Source organism: Kosakonia sacchari SP1 (assembly GCF_000300455.3).
Classification (GTDB): Bacteria; Pseudomonadota; Gammaproteobacteria; order Enterobacterales; family Enterobacteriaceae; genus Kosakonia; species Kosakonia sacchari.
The window spans coordinates 2,537,680-2,555,073 of record NZ_CP007215.2; the positions used below are offsets into that span (position 1 = coordinate 2,537,680).

Consider the following 17,394-nt stretch of genomic DNA (forward strand, 5'->3'; position numbering starts at 1 on the left):
ACGCGACAGCTTGTTGAACTGCCGACAAAGTGTCACGCCTTGCAGTACAGGCGTTAGCCGCAAACAGAATTGTGCTGTTTCGTACAATTGGTCAGCTGATTGTGAACTCTTTGTTCCTTCCCTTCGCCGCGACAAAACCGTAAACCCATAAGAATCAAAAGATTAATCAATATGGCATGGCTGGTATGTTCCCTGCACAAGGTGATGTGGCAAACACATAACCAACAGGAGAAACACCATGACCATGCGTCAATGCGCCATTTACGGCAAAGGTGGGATCGGCAAATCGACCACCACACAGAACCTGGTCGCCGCGCTGGCGGAGATGGGTAAGAAAGTCATGATTGTCGGCTGCGACCCGAAAGCCGACTCCACGCGTTTGATCCTGCATGCGAAAGCGCAGAACACCATTATGGAGATGGCCGCCGAAGTCGGCTCCGTCGAAGACCTGGAATTAGAAGACGTACTGCAAATCGGTTACGGCGGCGTGCGCTGCGCGGAATCCGGTGGGCCGGAGCCAGGTGTGGGCTGTGCCGGTCGTGGCGTGATCACCGCGATTAACTTCCTCGAAGAAGAAGGCGCTTACGTTCCGGATCTGGATTTTGTTTTCTACGACGTGCTGGGCGACGTGGTATGCGGTGGTTTCGCCATGCCGATTCGTGAAAACAAAGCGCAGGAGATCTACATCGTTTGCTCCGGCGAAATGATGGCGATGTACGCCGCCAATAACATCTCCAAAGGCATCGTGAAATATGCCAAATCCGGTAAAGTGCGCCTCGGCGGGCTGATCTGTAACTCGCGCCAGACCGACCGCGAAGATGAACTCATCATTGCGCTGGCGGAAAAACTCGGCACGCAGATGATCCACTTTGTTCCCCGCGACAACATTGTGCAGCGTGCGGAAATCCGCCGTATGACGGTTATCGAATATGACCCGACCTGCAATCAGGCCAACGAATATCGCAGCCTTGCCAGCAAAATCGTCAACAACACCAAAATGGTGGTGCCAACCCCCTGCACCATGGATGAACTGGAAGAACTGCTGATGGAGTTCGGCATTATGGATGTGGAAGACGCCAGCATCATTGGTAAAACCGCCGCCGAAGAAAACGCCGTCTGACCACAGGAGCACATCCATGAGCAATGCAACAGGCGAACGTAACCTGGAGATCATCGAGCAGGTGCTCGAAGTTTTCCCGGAGAAGACGCGCAAAGAACGCAGAAAACACATGATGGTGACGGACCCGGAGCAGGAAAGCGTCGGTAAGTGCATCATCTCTAACCGCAAATCGCAGCCGGGCGTGATGACCGTGCGCGGCTGCTCGTATGCCGGATCGAAAGGGGTGGTATTTGGGCCAATCAAGGATATGGCGCATATCTCGCATGGCCCAATCGGCTGCGGCCAGTACTCCCGCGCCGGGCGGCGTAACTACTACACCGGCGTCAGCGGCGTGGACAGCTTCGGCACGCTCAACTTCACCTCCGACTTCCAGGAGCGCGACATCGTGTTTGGCGGCGACAAAAAGCTCGCCAAACTGATTGAAGAGCTGGAAGAACTGTTTCCGCTGACCAAAGGCATTTCGATTCAGTCGGAATGCCCGGTCGGCCTGATTGGCGATGACATAGAAGCCGTCGCTAACGCCAGTCGCAAAGCCATCAACAAACCGGTTATTCCGGTGCGTTGCGAAGGCTTTCGCGGCGTGTCGCAATCCCTCGGTCACCATATTGCCAACGATGTGATCCGCGACTGGGTGCTGGATAACCGCGAAGGCAAACCGTTCGAATCCACACCTTACGATGTGGCGATCATCGGCGATTACAACATCGGTGGCGATGCCTGGGCCTCGCGCATTTTGCTCGAAGAGATGGGCTTACGGGTGGTGGCACAGTGGTCCGGCGACGGTACGCTGGTGGAGATGGAAAACACGCCGTTCGTCAAACTGAATCTGGTGCACTGCTACCGCTCGATGAACTACATCTCGCGCCATATGGAGGAGAAGCACGGTATTCCGTGGATGGAATACAACTTCTTTGGCCCGACGAAAATCGCGGAATCGCTGCGCAAAATCGCCGACCTGTTCGACGACACCATTCGCGCCAACGCCGAAGCGGTGATCGCCAGATACCAGGCGCAGAACGACGCTATTATCGCCAAATATCGCCCACGTCTGGAGGGTCGCAAAGTGTTGCTCTATATGGGTGGGCTACGTCCGCGCCATGTGATTGGCGCCTATGAAGATCTGGGAATGGAGATCATCGCCGCCGGTTATGAGTTTGGTCATAACGATGATTACGACCGCACCCTGCCGGATCTGAAAGAGGGCACGCTGCTATTTGATGATGCCAGCAGCTATGAGCTGGAGGCGTTCGTCAACGCGCTGAAACCAGATCTCATCGGTTCCGGCATCAAAGAGAAATACATCTTTCAGAAAATGGGCGTGCCGTTTCGCCAGATGCACTCCTGGGATTACTCCGGCCCGTACCACGGCTATGACGGCTTCGCCATCTTCGCCCGCGATATGGATATGACGCTCAACAACCCCGCGTGGGGCCAGTTGACCGCGCCGTGGCTGAAATCCGCCTGATTTTTATCCTGTTATCCCGTTTGTTCACCGATTTGTGGCGCGGGAGGAGAACACCATGAGCCAGACTGCTGAGAAAATACAGAATTGCCATCCCCTGTTTGAACAGGATGCCTACCAGACGCTGTTTGCCGGTAAACGCGCACTCGAAGAGGCGCACTCGCCGGAGCGGGTGCAGGAAGTGTTTCAATGGACCACCACCCCGGAATACGAAGCGCTGAACTTTAAACGCGAAGCGCTGACTATCGACCCGGCAAAAGCCTGCCAGCCGCTGGGCGCAGTGCTCTGTTCGCTGGGGTTTGCCAACACCCTGCCGTATGTGCACGGTTCACAGGGTTGCGTGGCCTATTTCCGTACGTACTTTAACCGCCACTTCAAAGAACCGGTGGCCTGCGTGTCGGATTCGATGACGGAAGACGCGGCCGTGTTCGGCGGGAATAACAACCTCAATACCGGGCTACAAAACGCCAGCGCGCTGTATAAACCGGAGATTATCGCCGTTTCTACTACCTGTATGGCGGAAGTGATCGGTGATGACTTGCAGGCTTTTATCGCCAACGCTAAAAAAGATGGTTTTCTCGATGCCGCCATCCCCGTGCCCTACGCGCACACCCCCAGTTTTATCGGCAGCCATATCACCGGCTGGGACAACATGTTTGAAGGTTTTGCCCGTACCTTTACGGCAGACCATCAGGCACAGCCCGGTAAACTTTCACGCCTCAACCTGGTGACCGGGTTTGAAACCTATCTCGGCAATTTCCGCGTGCTGAAACGCATGATGGCGCAAATGGAGGTGCCGGCGAGTGTGCTCTCCGATCCATCGGAAGTGCTGGATACCCCTGCCAACGGGCATTATCAGATGTACGCGGGCGGGACGACGCAGCAAGAGATGCGCGAGGCGCCGGACGCTATCGACACGCTGTTGTTGCAACCCTGGCAACTGGTGAAAAGCAAAAAAGTGGTGCAGGAGATGTGGAATCAGCCCGCCACCGAGGTTTCTGTTCCCGTTGGGCTGGCAGGAACGGATGAATTATTGATGGCGATTAGCCAGTTAACCGGCAAGGCCATTCCCGATTCACTGGCGCTGGAACGTGGGCGGTTGGTCGATATGATGCTCGACTCCCACACCTGGCTGCACGGTAAAAAATTCGGTCTGTTTGGCGACCCGGATTTTGTCATGGGATTGACCCGTTTCCTGCTGGAGCTGGGCTGCGAACCGACCGTTATCCTCTGTCATAACGGTAACAAACGCTGGCAGAAAGCGATGAAGAAAATGCTCGACGCCTCACCGTACGGCCAGGAGAGCGAAGTGTTTATCAACTGCGATTTGTGGCATTTCCGCTCGCTGATGTTTACCCGCCAGCCGGATTTTATGATTGGCAACTCGTACGGCAAGTTTATTCAGCGCGACACCTTAGCCAAAGGCGAACAGTTTGAAGTTCCGCTGATCCGCCTCGGTTTTCCGCTGTTTGACCGCCACCATCTGCACCGCCAGACCACCTGGGGCTACGAGGGCGCGATGAGCATTCTCACTACGCTGGTGAATGCGGTACTGGAGAAAGTGGACAAAGAGACCATCAAGCTCGGAAAAACCGACTACAGCTTCGATCTTATCCGTTAACCATCACATGCCCCGCGCCACGCGGGGCCAGGGAGGCTCTATGCCGGTCATTATTCTTCGCCAGCGCGGCGCGGATCTCTATTGTTATATCGCGAAACAGGATCTCGAAGCCCGCGTGTTACAGGTTGAACACGACACGCCGGAACACTGGGGCGGCGCGCTTGAACTTGAAGGTGGACGCCGTTATTACGTCAATCTGCAACCCGGCCGCCCTGCTTTTCCGCTCAGTCTGCGTGCCACCCGCGACGCACAGGTATAAGGAGGTGAGCAATGTCCGACAACGATACGCTGTTCTGGCGGATGCTGGCGCTGTTTCAGTGCCTGCCGGAGCTGCAACCCGCGCAAATCATGGCCTGGCTCACCCACAGCAGTGATGAAGTGCTGACACCCAATGGGCTGGCAGCACTCGAATTACCGCAACTTGAAGCCCATTTTCCGTATGCGGAAGCCCTGATGTCCAACGGTCGCTGGGCGCGGGTTAAAGCCTGCCTGCGCGGCGAACTGCCTGCGCATTTGCAGGTGCAGGAAGCCAAAAGCCGCCGTCCGCAATTGGTTGTCGCCTTCTGCTCACAGGATGGGCTAACCATCAATGGTCATTTCGGCCAGGGGCGGCTTTTCTTTATTTACGGGTTTGATGATCAGGGCGGCTGGTTACATGACCTGCGCCGCTACCCTTCTCACCCGCAAAATCAGGAACCGAATGACATCCGCGCGCAGTTACTCCACGACTGCCATTTGCTGTTTTGTGAAGCGATCGGCGGCCCGGCAGCCGCACGGCTGATTCGTCATAATATTCACCCGATGAAAGTGTGCCCAGGCAATACCATTTTGTCCCAGTGCACCGCCATCCAGAACCTGCTGGCCGGGCCGTTACCGCCGTGGCTGGCGAAACGGCTGGAACGCGCTAATCCGCTGGAAGCGCGGGTGTTTTAAACCGCCCCCTGATGGGGGCGTTTTTTGGCGTGGGCATTGCGCCAATTGTCTGTTTTGTCACAAAGCACACAACACTTTCCCCTTAAAAATCAATCACTCTTTTCTGGCTTGCGATTTGCACCGTTAACGCTAACCCAACCAGAAAATGAGGTGATGATGAAGGGGAACGACATCCTGGCCCTGCTCGATGAACCTGCCTGCGAGCATAACCATAAACAGAAATCCGGCTGTAGCGCGCCCAAACCCGGTGCGACTGCCGGAGGCTGCGCCTTCGACGGCGCACAGATTACCCTGCTGCCACTTTCCGATGTGGCGCATCTGGTACATGGCCCGATCGGCTGCGCCGGTAGCTCATGGGATAACCGCGGCAGCCTGAGTTCCGGCCCGCGGATTAACCGGCTTGGATTCACCACCGATTTGAACGAGCAGGATGTCATCATGGGACGCGGCGAGCGGCGGCTGTTTCACGCGGTGCGCCATATTGTCGACCGCTATCATCCGGCGGCGGTATTTATTTACAACACCTGCGTTCCGGCAATGGAAGGCGATGACATTGAAGCCGTCTGCCAGGCCGCAGCGACCGCCACCGGTGTGCCCGTGATTGCCGTTGATGTGGCCGGTTTTTACGGTAGCAAAAACCTCGGAAACCGCCTGGCGGGCGAGGTGATGGTGAAAAAAGTCATCGGCGGACGCGAACCCGCGCCGTGGCCGGGAAACACCCCTTTTGCCCCGGCGCACCGCCATGATATTGGCCTGATAGGCGAATTTAACATCGCCGGCGAATTCTGGCATATCCAGCCACTGCTTGATGAGCTGGGTATTCGCGTCCTGGGGACCCTTTCCGGCGATGGGCGCTTTGCCGAGATCCAGACGCTGCACCGTGCGCAGGTCAATATGCTGGTTTGCTCCAGAGCACTGATTAATGTCGCCAGATCGCTGGAGCAACGTTACGGTACGCCGTGGTTTGAAGGTAGTTTTTATGGCGTTCGCGCCACTTCTGATGCCCTGCGCCAGCTGGCAATACTCACCGGCGATAGCGATTTAATGGCGCGCACCGAACAGCTAATCACGCGTGAGGAACACGCAGCAGAACAGGCACTGGCACCGCTGCGCGAACGTTTACGCGGCAGGAAAGTACTGCTCTATACCGGCGGCGTTAAATCCTGGTCGGTGGTTTCGGCACTGCAGGATCTCGGCATGACGGTCGTCGCTACCGGAACCCGCAAATCCACCGAAGAGGATAAACAGCGCATCCGTGAACTGATGGGCGATGACGCCATCATGCTGGATGAAGGCAACGCCCGCGCCTTGCTGGATGTGGTTTATCGCTGCAAAGCCGACATGATGATCGCAGGCGGTCGCAACATGTACACCGCCTATAAAGCGCGTCTGCCCTTTCTTGATATCAACCAGGAGCGTGAGCACGCCTTTGCCGGTTATCGCGGCATCATCATGCTTGCCGAACAACTTTGTCAGACCCTGGAAAGCCCGGTCTGGCCGCAAACGCATGCCCGCGCGCCGTGGCAATAAGGAGCGTTAAATGGCCGAAATTCTTCGTAGTAAAAAACCGCTGGCGGTCAGCCCGATTAAAAGCGGCCAGCCGCTGGGGGCGATCCTCGCAAGCCTGGGTGTCGAACAGTGCATACCGCTGGTACACGGCGCACAGGGATGTAGTGCGTTCGCGAAGGTGTTTTTTATTCAACATTTTCACGACCCGATCCCGCTGCAATCGACGGCGATGGATCCGACTTCCACTATTATGGGCGCCGATGAAAACATTTTTACCGCGCTCAATGTTCTCTGCCAGCGCAACGCCGCGAAAGCCATTGTGCTGCTCAGCACCGGGCTGTCAGAAGCCCAGGGCAGCGATATTTCGCGAGTGGTGCGCCAGTTTCGTGATGATTTTCCGCGCCATAAAAACGTGGCGCTGCTCACCGTCAACACCCCGGATTTCTACGGCTCGCTGGAAAACGGCTACAGCGCCGTGCTGGAAAGCATGATTGAACAGTGGGTACCCGCACAGCCCGCCGCCAGCCTGCGCAACCGCCGGGTGAACCTGCTGGTCAGCCATTTAGTGACGCCGGGCGATATCGAACTGTTGCGCAGTTATGTTGAAGCATTCGGTCTGCAACCGGTGATTGTGCCGGATCTGTCGCAGTCTCTGGACGGGCATCTGGCAGACGGTGATTTTTCGCCTGTCACTCAGGGGGGAACATCGTTGCGCATGATTGAACAAATGGGACAAAACCTGGCCACCTTTGTGATTGGCAACTCGCTGGGCCGTGCGGCAGCGTTACTGGCGCAGCGCAGCCGGGGCGAGGTGATCACCCTGCCTCATCTGATGACGCTTGAGGCGTGCGACACGTTTATCCATCGCTTGAAAACCCTCTCCGGGCGCGACGTCCCCGCATGGATTGAGCGCCAGCGCGGGCAAGTGCAGGATGCGATGATCGATAGCCATATGTGGTTGCAGGGTGCGGCTATCGCCATGGCAGCAGAAGGCGATCACCTGGCGGCATGGTGCGATTTCGCCCGCAGTCAGGGCATGATCCCCGGACCGGTTGTCGCACCGATCAGCCAGCCTGGGTTGCAAAATCTGCCGGTTGAAACCGTGGTCATCGGCGATCTGGAAGATATGCAGGATCGGCTTTGCGTGACACCCGCCGCGTTACTGGTAGCGAATTCTCATGCCGCCGATCTCGCCACGCAATTTGATTTGTCACTTATCCGCGCCGGATTTCCGGTGTATGACCGGCTGGGGGAGTTTCGTCGGCTGCGCCAGGGGTATAGCGGCATTCGTGACACGCTGTTTGAGCTGGCGAATGTGATGCGCGAACGCCATCGCCCGCTTGCAACCTACCGCTCGCCGCTGCGTCAGCGCTTCGGCGACAACGTTACGCCAGGAGATCGGTATGCCGCATGTTAATCGTCAGTTCAGCACCATTTGCCAGGGCGAATGGTCAATGAAAGTCGCCTTTGCCAGTTCGGATTATCACCATGTGGATCAACACTTTGGCGCCACGCCAAAATTGGTGATCTATGGCGTGAAAGAGCACGACGTCACGCTGTTGCGGGTGGTGGATTTCTCTGTGCTCGCCGGGCACCAGCAAGAGAAACTCGATTGTCGCATTCACGCGCTGGAAGATTGCGTCACGCTCTACTGCGTGGCGATTGGCGAAGCGGTTTTTCGCCAGCTTTTGCAAATCGGTGTACGTGCGGTTCGCGTACCGCAAGCGACCACCATTGCCGGGTTGTTGCAGGAAATCCAGCACTACTGGTATGACAAAGAGCAGCGCAAAACCGCCCGCAACCCGCAACGCTTCGCCCGGATGCTCCAGGAGCAGACGTGGCAGGACGAGGATGAGCGTTAGCCACACGCCATGTCGGTTGTGTGACAAAGCCAACATAAAATCGCGACACAGTGCCGGGCTTTATGTTGGCCTTTAAATTTACCACATTGAAATATAACGCTTTTCCCATCTGGTACTGCTTTTGCTTGGTTGTCATCACCCGCCGTTGATTGAGGCGGTGAAATGCGCCACGGCGCTTTCCGTCATCTCTCCTGGGAGCCAGGCACATGTGGAATTACTCCGAGAAAGTGAAAGATCATTTTTTTAATCCCCGTAACGCGCGGGTCGTGGATAACGCCAACGCGGTGGGCGATGTGGGATCGTTAAGCTGTGGCGATGCGCTGCGGCTGATGCTCCGCGTGGATCCGCAAAGTGAAACCATCCTCGAAGCCGGATTTCAGACGTTTGGCTGCGGTAGCGCGATTGCCTCCTCTTCCGCGCTCACCGAGCTGATTATTGGCCGCACGCTGGCGCAGGCCGAGCAGGTAACCAACCAGCAGATTGCGGATTACCTCGATGGCCTGCCGCCGCAAAAAATGCACTGTTCGGTGATGGGTCAGGAGGCGCTGCGAGCGGCGATTGCCCACTACCGTGGCGAAACGCTGGAAGATGAGCACGAAGAAGGCGCGTTGATTTGCAAATGTTTCGGCGTCGATGAGGGACAAATTCGCCGGGCAGTGCTGAGCAACGGCCTGACCACCCTTGAAGAGGTGATCAACTACACCAAAGCGGGCGGCGGCTGCACCGCGTGCCATGAAAAAATTGAACTGGCGCTGGCCGATATTCTCGCCCAACACCCGCAGGCCGCCATTACTGTCGCTGCAAAGAACGATCCGCACTGGCAGGAGGTCGTCGACGCGATCACCGAATTACGCCCGCATATCCAGGCCGATGGTGGCGATATGTCGCTGCTTAGCGTCAACAATCACACCGTGACCGTAAGCCTTTCCGGCAGTTGCAGCGGCTGCATGATGACCGACATGACGCTCGCCTGGCTCCAGCAAAAACTGATGGAGCGTACCGGCTGTTATATGGACGTTGTGGCCGCCTGAGCCACCACATGTCAACCGATGGGGGAGAAACTATGAAACAGGTCTATCTGGACAATAACGCCACCACCCGTATCGACCCGATGGTGCTGGAAGCGATGATGCCATTCTTAACCGAACATTACGGTAATCCGTCGTCGATTCACGACTTTGGCACCGCCTCCCGCGCCGCGCTTGAACGCGCCCGTCAGCAAGTCGCCGCGCTACTGGGGGCCGATCACAGTAGCGAAATCATCTTCACCTCCTGTGCGACCGAGGCCTCCAGCACCGCACTGCACGCCTGCGTTGAGCTGATGCCAGAGCGCCGGGAGATTATTACCACCGCCGTTGAACATCCGGCCACTCTCGCCGTGTGTGAACATCTGGAACGCCAGGGCTACCTTATCCATCGCATTGGTGTGAATGCCAGCGGCGCACTGGATATGGAACAGTATCGCCGCGTACTGAGCACGCGTGTGGCGGCGGTCAGCGTTATGTGGGCGAATAATGAAACCGGCGTGTTGTTTCCGGTGATCGAAATGGCGGCGATGGCGCAGGAATATGGCGCGCTGTTTCACTGCGACGCGGTACAAGTGGTGGGCAAAATCCCGCTAGATATCGCCCGTACGCAGATCGATATGCTCTCCTGCTCGGCGCATAAACTGCACGGGCCGAAAGGTGTGGGTTGCCTCTATTTGCGCCGTGGCACCCGCTTTCGACCGCTGTTGCGCGGTGGGCATCAGGAGCGCGGTCGCCGCGCCGGTACGGAGAATATCGCCGGGATTGTCGGCATGGGCGCGGCGTGCGAACTGGCGCAGATCCACCTGCCGGGTAGCGCGGGCATCGCCAGCCTGCGCGATCGCCTGCAAGACGAACTGGTGAAACAGGTGCCGTCAGTGATGGTGATGGGCGGCGATCAACCCCGCGTCCCCGGCACGGCGAACCTGGCGTTCGAATTTATCGAAGGGGAAGCCATTTTACTGCTCCTCAACCAGGCCGGGATCGCCGCCTCCAGCGGTAGCGCCTGCACCTCGGGTTCGCTGGAACCGTCGCATGTGATGCGGGCCATGAACATTCCCTACACTGCGGCGCATGGCAGTATTCGTTTTTCACTCTCGCGCTATACGCGGGAAAAAGAGATCGACTATGTGATAGAGACGCTGCCGGCCATTATTACCCGTCTCCGCGCGCTTTCACCGTACTGGCAGGACGGCCAGCCCCCCGCCACCTTTACGCCGGTTTACGGCTAAGGTGGCGACATGTCCAGGGTTGTGATCAATGACACCACGCTGCGCGACGGCGAGCAGAGCCCCGGTGTTGCCTTTCGCGCCAGCGAGAAAATCGCTATTGCCGAAGCGCTGTTTGCCGCCGGGGTGACCGCGCTGGAAGTCGGCACCCCGGCGATGGGCGGCGAAGAACGCCAGCGAATGCAACACGTGCGCCAGCAACTGCCTGACGCCACGCTCATGGCCTGGTGTCGCATGAACACCGACGAAATCACCCAGAGCGCCGATCTCGGTATGGACTGGGTGGATATCTCGCTGCCGGCTTCTGACAAGCTGCGCCAGTACAAATTGCGCGAACCGCTGCCGGTCGTGCTGGATAAGCTGGCTACGCTGATTACCCATGCGCGACAGCACGGGTTACAGGTCTGTATTGGTTGTGAGGACGCATCGCGCGCCAGCGATTGGACATTAGCGGAGATTGCCCACGTCGCCCGCAGCGCAGGCGCACAGCGATTGCGTTTTGCCGATACCCTTGGCCTGCTCGACCCTTTCACCACCGCTCAGCGTATCAGCGCCCTGCGTCAAAACTGGTCTGGTGAAATTGAGATGCACGCCCATAACGATCTCGGTATGGCGACCGCCAATACGCTGGCGGCGGTACGCGCCGGGGCAACCAGTGTCAATACGACCGTGCTGGGGCTTGGCGAACGCGCCGGAAACGCCGCGCTGGAAACCGTCGCACTCGGGCTGAGCCGCTGTCTGGATCTGGACAGCGGTGTGGATTTCACGCAATTACCGATGCTCTGCCAGCAGGTCGCCGATGCTGCCCTGCGGCCCATTGACCCACAGCAACCGCTGGTTGGCGCGCAGGTATTTACCCACGAGTCCGGCGTGCATGTCGCCGCCCTGCTGCGCGATCGTGAAAGCTACCAGGCCATCGACCCGGCGCTGATCGGGCGCGAATACCGGCTGGTGCTCGGTAAGCACTCCGGACGCCAGGCCGTGGAAGGCGTGTTTACCCGGCTGGGCTACCACCTTAACGCCCTGCAAGTCGACCTGCTGTTGCCCGCCATTCGCCGCGTGGCGGAAAGCAGAAAACGCATACCGCAAGACGATGAACTGATTGCGCTTTACACCACACTGTGTGGCACAAGCGCGCCGCATCTGGCGAGGAGCTAAAGATGGAGTGGTTTTATCAGATCCCCGGCGTGGCTGAACTCGACAGCGCCGAGTCCTTTTTTACCTTTTTCTCCGTGCCTTATGAACCGCAGACGCTGCGCCGTTGCTGTCTGCCGGTACTGCGCGAATTTCACCAGCGCCTGCGCAATAATGTGCCGCTGCGTAATCTGCTCGAAACCACTCCCCGCGAACCCTGGTTACTGGCGCGCAGACTACTGGCGGAAAGTTACGAACACTGTACAACGGAGCAAACATTATGAAACCACTGTATGCCTTCGGTGAGGAAGTTCGTGTGAGCCGCACTATCCGCAACGATGGCACCATGCCGGGTTACCGGCGCGGCGATCTGCTGGTACGCCGGGGCAGCACGGGTTTTGTCCGCGAATGGGGCACTTTTCTGCTGGAAAAAATGATTTATCAAATCCATTTTCCCGACTGCGGTTTGATTGTCGGCTGCCGCGAGCAAGAACTGCTGCCGATTTCCGCGCCGTGGCACGGCGGGCAGTTCCAGTACGGTGATACGATCGCCTGCCGCCACGCGCTGGCCATCGGCGATAACATCGTGGTAACCGCCGGAGAACAAGGGCAAATCACCGCCACAGGTCAGGGAGATAACGCAGAGAGTTACACTGTCACCTTTTCCGGGCGTTGGTTTCAGGTTCCCGCCAGCGCCATGATCTTGCTGGAGACGCCACAATGATGGCGTGGGAGCGTTTCGCCCGCCGACGGCTGGCACTGACCCGCTGGCACTGCGAGCCGGAAAACATCCCGGCAGCACGACAACCGGCATTTGACCGCGCCTGGGCGCGCCAGCGCCAGCTTGAACTGGCGGTCGTGGCGATGACGCGCGACGCAACCATTCCTGACGATCTGCATCATGCCGTAGCCACATCGCTGGCCGTACAGCTTGATGAAAGCCCGTTTTCCCCTGCCGAGCGCCAGGCGGTGATTGCGCATCATGCCCGTCTGGAAACGCAGTTTGCCGAGGTTGCCAGCAAAGCCCCCGTCCCGGACGACGCGTGCGTTCTGCGCTGGTATCAGCAACATCAGGCGCAATTTATGCGCCCGGAACAACGCTTAACCTCGCACCTGCTGCTGACCACAGAGCAAAACACCGCCGGAATAAGAAACCAGATCACCCGTTTTTATCAGCAAATCCGTGATAACCGCGCGGCCTTTCCCCGGCTGGCGGCGCGCCATTCACACTGCCCCAGCGCGCTGGAAGGTGGGCGTCTGGGCTGGGTAAGCCGTGGCCTGCTCTTTGCGGAACTGGAAAACGCGCTGTTTGCGCTGCAAACGGACGAGGTCAGCCAGCCGGTCGAAACGGCGCTGGGCTGGCATTTGTTATGGTGCGAACAGATCCGCCAACCGGCACTGATGGCGAAGGCAGACGCGCTGGCGAAAGCGCGGGAGTATTTGTTCCGTCAGTCCCAACAGCAGTGGCAACGCCAGTGGCTGGCGGCGTTATTACAGGCGAGCTGAAAAGCCCGGTTATCAACCGGGCTTCAGACATTAGAGGATCAACGGTTTGAGCGTCTCCAGCCACGCTTCGATGCGTTCATCGGTCTGGTCGTACTGGTTATCCTGATCCAGCACCAGACCGATAAAGTTATCCGCCTCGAGCGCGGACGATGAACCAAAGGTATATCCCTCATTGGGCCAGTGGCCGACCATCTTCGCTCCGCAGCTTTTCAGCGTGTCGTAGAGCGGACGCAGGCCGCTGGCGAAATTATCCGGATAACCCACCTGATCGCCCAGACCAAACAGCGCCACCGTTTTACCACGCAGGCTTTCGCCTTGCAGTTGGGTGACAAATTCACTCCAGGACTCATCCTCGCAACCGGCAGCCAGCCCCGGCAGTTGCCCGTCGCCGAGTGTCGGAGTGCCTAATACCAGCACCGGATACGAGAGAAAAGTGTCTACATCGGTTCGGTTGATATTGACCGGCGCATCTGCCAGCCCGCCCAGTTTCTGGTGGATCTGTTTGGCGATTTTGCGGGTCTTGCCGGTGTCGGTGCCGAAAAAAATACCAATATTTGCCATAACACACGCTCCTGTTGAAAAAGAGATCCCGCCGGGAAATGCGGTGAACGTGTCTGATATTGCGAAGAGTGTGCCAGTTTTGGTCGCGGGCAGAACCTGCACCAGAATGGTTATTAATGCACCAGCCTGGCGCTTTTTTTCGCCGGGTCTCTCCTCGCTGATGCGCGCCGGGCGCGGCTTTGGCGCTGATATCGCGCTGAATACCGATCTGGATCAAGGTTTTGTCGGGTTATGGGCCAAAAGGCGCACTCTTTGCATGGTTATACGTGCCTGACATGTTGTCCGGGCGAAAGTCGCCAGGTGGCACAAATTGTCAGAACTACGACACGACTAACTGACCGCAGGAGTGTGCGATGACCCTGAATATGATGATGGATGCCTGCGCGCCCGAGGCAATCGCCGGTGCGCTTTCGCAACACCATCCTGGGCTGTTTTTTACCATCGTTGAAGAAGCGCCCGTCGCCATTTCGCTGACCGATGCCGACGCACGCATTGTCTATGCCAACCCGGCTTTCTGCCGCCAGACCGGCTATGAACTAGAAGCGTTGTTGCAACAAAATCCCCGCCTGCTTGCAAGTCACCAAACCCCCAGGGAAATCTACCAGGATATGTGGCACACCTTGTTACAACGCCGACCGTGGCGCGGGCAATTGATCAACCGCCACCGTGACGGCAGCCTGTATCTGGTCGAAATCGATATTACCCCGGTGATTAACCCGTTTGGCGAACTGGAACACTACCTGGCCATGCAGCGCGATATCAGCGCCAGCTATGCACTGGAGCAGCGGTTGCGTAATCACATGACGCTGACCGAAGCGGTGCTGAATAACATTCCGGCGGCGGTGGTTGTAGTGGATGAACGCGATCATGTGGTTATGGATAATCTCGCCTACAAAACGTTCTGTGCCGACTGCGGCGGAAAAGAGCTCCTGAGCGAACTCAATTTTTCAGCCCGTAAAGCGGAGCTGGCGAACGGCCAGGTCTTACCGGTGGTGCTGCGCGGTGAGGTGCGCTGGTTGTCGGTCACCTGCTGGGCGCTGCCGGGCGTCAGCGAAGAAGCCAGTCGCTACTTTATTGATAACGCTCTGACGCGCACGCTGGTGGTGATCACCGATGACACCCAACAACGCCTGCAGCAGGAACAGGGACGGCTTGACCGCCTTAAACAGCAGATGACCAGCGGCAAACTGCTGGCGGCGATCCGCGAAGCGCTTGACGCCGCGCTGATCCAGCTTAACTGCCCCATCAATATGCTGGCGGCGGCGCGGCGTTTAAACGGCAGTGATAACAGCAACGTAGCGCTGGACGCCGCGTGGCGCGAAGGTGAAGAAGCGATGGCGCGGCTGAAACGTTGCCGCCCGTCGCTGGAGCTGGAAAGTGCCGCCGTCTGGCCGCTGCAACCCTTTTTTGACGATCTGCGTGCGCTTTATCACACCCGCTATGAGCAGGGTAAAAATTTGCAGGTCACGCTGGATTCCCATCATCTGGTGGGATTTGGTCAGCGTACGCAACTGTTGGCCTGCCTGAGCCTGTGGCTCGATCGCACGCTGGATATTGCCGCCGGGCTGCGTGATTTCACCGCGCAAACGCAGATTTACGCCCGGGAAGAAGCGGGCTGGATCTCGTTGTATATCACTGACAATGTGCCGTTGATTCCGCTGCGCCATACCCATTCGCCGGATGCGCTTAACGCCCCGGGAAAAGGTATGGAGCTGCGGCTGATCCAGACGCTGGTAGCGCATCACAACGGCGCGATAGAACTCACTTCACGCCCCGAAGGGGGAAGCTGCCTGACCCTACGATTCCCGCTATTTCATTCACTGACCGGAGGTTCAAAATGACCCAGCGAACCGAGTCGGGTAATACCGTTTGGCGCTTCGATTTGTCCCAGCAGTTCACCGCGATGCAGCGGATAAGCGTGGTACTCAGCCGGGCGACCGAGGTCGATCAGACGCTCCAGCAAGTGCTGTGCGTATTGCACAATGACGCCTTTTTGCAGCACGGCATGATCTGTCTGTACGACAGCCAGCAGGCGATTTTGACTATTGAAGCGTTGCAGGAAGCCGATCAGCAGTTAATCCCCGGCAGCTCGCAAATTCGCTACCGTCCGGGCGAAGGGCTGGTCGGGACGGTGCTTTCGCAGGGGCAATCATTAGTGCTGGCGCGCGTTGCTGACGATCAGCGCTTTCTTGACCGGCTCGGGTTGTATGATTACAACTTGCCGTTTATCGCCGTGCCACTGATAGGGCCGGATGCGCAGACGTTTGGTGTGCTGACGGCGCAACCGATGGCGCGTTACGAAGAGCGGCTCCCCGCCTGCACCCGCTTTCTGGAAACAGTCGCCAACCTGGTGGCGCAAACCGTGCGTTTGATGGCACCACCGGCAGTGCGCCCTTCCCCGCGCGCCGCCATAGCGCAGGCCGCCAGCCCGAAATCCTGCGGTACCTCACGCACATTCGGCTTTGAAAACATGGTCGGTAACAGCCCAGCGATGCGCCAGACCATGGAGATTATCCGTCAGGTTTCGCGCTGGGACACCACCGTTCTGGTACGCGGCGAGAGCGGCACCGGCAAGGAGCTGATTGCCAACGCCATCCACCACAATTCACCGCGCGCCGGTGCGCCATTTGTGAAATTCAACTGTGCGGCGCTGCCGGACACCCTGCTGGAAAGCGAATTATTTGGTCATGAAAAAGGCGCCTTTACCGGCGCGGTACGCCAGCGTAAAGGACGTTTTGAGCTGGCCGATGGCGGTACGCTGTTTCTTGACGAGATTGGGGAAAGTAGCGCTTCGTTTCAGGCTAAACTGCTGCGCATTTTGCAGGAAGGCGAAATGGAACGCGTCGGCGGCGACGAAACATTGCAAATCAATGTGCGCATTATCGCCGCGACGAACCGTAATCTGGAAGATGAAGTTCGGCTGGGGCACTTTCGCGAAGATCTCTATTACCGCCTGAATGTGATGCCCATCGCCCTGCCCCCGCTGCGCGAACGCCAGGAGGACATTGCCGAACTGGCACACTTTCTGGTGCGTAAAATCGCCCATAACCAGAGCCGTACGCTGCGCATTAGCGAGGGCGCTATCCGCCTGCTGATGAGCTACAACTGGCCCGGTAATGTGCGCGAACTGGAAAACTGCCTTGAGCGCTCGGCGGTGATGTCGGAAAACGGTCTGATCGATCGGGACGTGATTTTATTTAATCATCGCGACCAGCCAGCCAAACCGCCGGTTATCAGCGTCACGCACGACGATAACTGGCTCGATAACACCCTCGACGAGCGCCAGCGGCTGATTGCCGCGCTGGAAAAAGCGGGATGGGTACAAGCCAAAGCCGCGCGCTTGTTAGGAATGACGCCGCGCCAGGTCGCCTATCGCATTCAAACCATGGATATTACCCTGCCAAGGCTATAAACAGCGGTTGTGGCATTCGG

Annotated in this window: 18 protein-coding genes; 17 read left to right on the forward strand and 1 reads right to left on the reverse strand. The window is 57.9% G+C overall.

All coding sequences use genetic code 11. The features are described 5' to 3' along the window. The first annotated feature begins 238 nt into the window (after window positions 1-238). From nifH to nifM, 14 genes are all read left to right on the forward strand, one after another. On the forward strand, window positions 239-1,120 hold the full coding sequence (nifH, locus tag C813_RS34955; RefSeq protein ID WP_017456751.1) for a nitrogenase iron protein: 882 nt from the start codon (window positions 239-241) through the stop codon (window positions 1,118-1,120). Window positions 1,121-1,136: 16 nt separating this feature from the next. Beyond that, on the forward strand, window positions 1,137-2,585 hold the full coding sequence (gene nifD, locus C813_RS34960; protein ID WP_017456750.1) for a nitrogenase molybdenum-iron protein alpha chain: 1,449 nt from the start codon (window positions 1,137-1,139) through the stop codon (window positions 2,583-2,585). Window positions 2,586-2,640: 55 nt separating this feature from the next. Continuing rightward, on the forward strand, window positions 2,641-4,203 hold the full coding sequence (gene nifK / locus C813_RS34965) for a nitrogenase molybdenum-iron protein subunit beta (RefSeq protein WP_017456749.1): 1,563 nt from the start codon (window positions 2,641-2,643) through the stop codon (window positions 4,201-4,203). Between the two features lie 40 nt (window positions 4,204-4,243). Beyond that, window positions 4,244-4,462: a putative nitrogen fixation protein NifT gene (nifT, locus tag C813_RS34970; RefSeq protein WP_017456748.1), complete on the forward strand. Its 219-nt coding sequence runs from the start codon at window positions 4,244-4,246 to the stop codon at window positions 4,460-4,462. An 11-nt stretch (window positions 4,463-4,473) separates the two neighbouring features. Beyond that, window positions 4,474-5,136: a NifB/NifX family molybdenum-iron cluster-binding protein gene (locus tag C813_RS34975; protein ID WP_017456747.1), complete on the forward strand. Its 663-nt coding sequence runs from the start codon at window positions 4,474-4,476 to the stop codon at window positions 5,134-5,136. Window positions 5,137-5,292: 156 nt separating this feature from the next. Then, window positions 5,293-6,666, forward strand: coding sequence for a nitrogenase iron-molybdenum cofactor biosynthesis protein NifE (gene nifE / locus C813_RS34980; protein ID WP_017456746.1), 1,374 nt, complete (start codon window positions 5,293-5,295; stop codon window positions 6,664-6,666). Between the two features lie 10 nt (window positions 6,667-6,676). Further along, window positions 6,677-8,062, forward strand: coding sequence for a nitrogenase iron-molybdenum cofactor biosynthesis protein NifN (gene nifN / locus C813_RS34985; protein ID WP_017456745.1), 1,386 nt, complete (start codon window positions 6,677-6,679; stop codon window positions 8,060-8,062). Next, window positions 8,049-8,507 carry a NifB/NifX family molybdenum-iron cluster-binding protein gene (locus C813_RS34990; protein WP_017456744.1) on the forward strand — a complete coding sequence of 153 codons (459 nt, stop codon included), beginning with the start codon at window positions 8,049-8,051 and terminating at the stop codon, window positions 8,505-8,507. Before nifN ends, C813_RS34990 begins: the two co-directional genes overlap by 14 nt. 206 nt (window positions 8,508-8,713) lie before the next feature. Further along, entirely contained in the window at window positions 8,714-9,538 is an 825-nt protein-coding gene (nifU, locus tag C813_RS34995) for a Fe-S cluster assembly protein NifU (RefSeq protein ID WP_017456743.1), read from the forward strand. A 32-nt stretch (window positions 9,539-9,570) separates the two neighbouring features. Further along, entirely contained in the window at window positions 9,571-10,764 is a 1,194-nt protein-coding gene (gene nifS / locus C813_RS35000; protein WP_017456742.1) for a cysteine desulfurase NifS, read from the forward strand. Window positions 10,765-10,773: 9 nt separating this feature from the next. Next, window positions 10,774-11,919, forward strand: a complete 1,146-nt coding sequence (gene nifV / locus C813_RS35005) for a homocitrate synthase (RefSeq protein ID WP_017456741.1) — start codon at window positions 10,774-10,776, stop codon at window positions 11,917-11,919. A gap of 2 nt (window positions 11,920-11,921) precedes the next feature. Then, a complete protein-coding gene (locus C813_RS35010; RefSeq protein ID WP_017456740.1) occupies window positions 11,922-12,179 on the forward strand; it encodes a nitrogenase-stabilizing/protective protein NifW in 258 nt (85 codons plus the stop codon). After that, on the forward strand, window positions 12,176-12,619 hold the full coding sequence (locus C813_RS35015; RefSeq protein WP_017456739.1) for a nitrogen fixation protein NifZ: 444 nt from the start codon (window positions 12,176-12,178) through the stop codon (window positions 12,617-12,619). Before C813_RS35010 ends, C813_RS35015 begins: the two co-directional genes overlap by 4 nt. Beyond that, window positions 12,616-13,401 carry a nitrogen fixation protein NifM gene (gene nifM, locus C813_RS35020; protein WP_017456738.1) on the forward strand — a complete coding sequence of 262 codons (786 nt, stop codon included), beginning with the start codon at window positions 12,616-12,618 and terminating at the stop codon, window positions 13,399-13,401. The genes C813_RS35015 and nifM overlap by 4 nt, the downstream gene beginning before the upstream one ends. Window positions 13,402-13,431: 30 nt before the next feature. Here the strand turns inward: nifM and C813_RS35025 are convergent, their stop codons facing one another. Next, window positions 13,432-13,962, reverse strand: coding sequence for a flavodoxin (locus C813_RS35025; protein ID WP_017456737.1), 531 nt, complete (start codon window positions 13,960-13,962; stop codon window positions 13,432-13,434). Window positions 13,963-14,068: 106 nt separating this feature from the next. Between C813_RS35025 and C813_RS47310 the strand changes: the two genes are divergently transcribed. The 3 genes from C813_RS47310 (at window position 14,069) to nifA (ending at window position 17,374) form a co-directional block, all read left to right on the forward strand. Further along, window positions 14,069-14,236, forward strand: coding sequence for a hypothetical protein (locus tag C813_RS47310; RefSeq protein WP_156773073.1), 168 nt, complete (start codon window positions 14,069-14,071; stop codon window positions 14,234-14,236). A 79-nt stretch (window positions 14,237-14,315) separates the two neighbouring features. Then, complete coding sequence (gene nifL / locus C813_RS35035) at window positions 14,316-15,803, forward strand: nitrogen fixation negative regulator NifL (protein ID WP_017456735.1); 1,488 nt, start codon at window positions 14,316-14,318, stop codon at window positions 15,801-15,803. Then, window positions 15,800-17,374 (forward strand): nif-specific transcriptional activator NifA, encoded by a 1,575-nt coding sequence (nifA, locus tag C813_RS35040; protein WP_017456734.1) that lies wholly within the window; start codon window positions 15,800-15,802, stop codon window positions 17,372-17,374. The genes nifL and nifA overlap by 4 nt, the downstream gene beginning before the upstream one ends. Window positions 17,375-17,394 lie beyond the last annotated feature (20 nt).

Excerpts from the sequence above, each read along its gene's own strand:
- nifH (WP_017456751.1), top strand. The coding sequence starts at position 239 with ATGACCATGCGTCAATGCGCCATTTACGGCAAAGGTGGGATCGGCAAA.
- nifD (WP_017456750.1), top strand. The coding sequence starts at position 1,137 with ATGAGCAATGCAACAGGCGAACGTAACCTGGAGATCATCGAGCAGGTG.
- nifK (WP_017456749.1), top strand. The coding sequence starts at position 2,641 with ATGAGCCAGACTGCTGAGAAAATACAGAATTGCCATCCCCTGTTTGAA.
- nifT (WP_017456748.1), top strand. The coding sequence starts at position 4,244 with ATGCCGGTCATTATTCTTCGCCAGCGCGGCGCGGATCTCTATTGTTAT.
- C813_RS34975 (WP_017456747.1), top strand. The coding sequence starts at position 4,474 with ATGTCCGACAACGATACGCTGTTCTGGCGGATGCTGGCGCTGTTTCAG.
- nifE (WP_017456746.1), top strand. The coding sequence starts at position 5,293 with ATGAAGGGGAACGACATCCTGGCCCTGCTCGATGAACCTGCCTGCGAG.
- nifN (WP_017456745.1), top strand. The coding sequence starts at position 6,677 with ATGGCCGAAATTCTTCGTAGTAAAAAACCGCTGGCGGTCAGCCCGATT.
- C813_RS34990 (WP_017456744.1), top strand. The coding sequence starts at position 8,049 with ATGCCGCATGTTAATCGTCAGTTCAGCACCATTTGCCAGGGCGAATGG.
- nifU (WP_017456743.1), top strand. The coding sequence starts at position 8,714 with ATGTGGAATTACTCCGAGAAAGTGAAAGATCATTTTTTTAATCCCCGT.
- nifS (WP_017456742.1), top strand. The coding sequence starts at position 9,571 with ATGAAACAGGTCTATCTGGACAATAACGCCACCACCCGTATCGACCCG.
- nifV (WP_017456741.1), top strand. The coding sequence starts at position 10,774 with ATGTCCAGGGTTGTGATCAATGACACCACGCTGCGCGACGGCGAGCAG.
- C813_RS35010 (WP_017456740.1), top strand. The coding sequence starts at position 11,922 with ATGGAGTGGTTTTATCAGATCCCCGGCGTGGCTGAACTCGACAGCGCC.
- C813_RS35015 (WP_017456739.1), top strand. The coding sequence starts at position 12,176 with ATGAAACCACTGTATGCCTTCGGTGAGGAAGTTCGTGTGAGCCGCACT.
- nifM (WP_017456738.1), top strand. The coding sequence starts at position 12,616 with ATGATGGCGTGGGAGCGTTTCGCCCGCCGACGGCTGGCACTGACCCGC.
- C813_RS35025 (WP_017456737.1), bottom strand. The coding sequence starts at position 13,962 with ATGGCAAATATTGGTATTTTTTTCGGCACCGACACCGGCAAGACCCGC.
- C813_RS47310 (WP_156773073.1), top strand. The coding sequence starts at position 14,069 with ATGGTTATTAATGCACCAGCCTGGCGCTTTTTTTCGCCGGGTCTCTCC.
- nifL (WP_017456735.1), top strand. The coding sequence starts at position 14,316 with ATGACCCTGAATATGATGATGGATGCCTGCGCGCCCGAGGCAATCGCC.
- nifA (WP_017456734.1), top strand. The coding sequence starts at position 15,800 with ATGACCCAGCGAACCGAGTCGGGTAATACCGTTTGGCGCTTCGATTTG.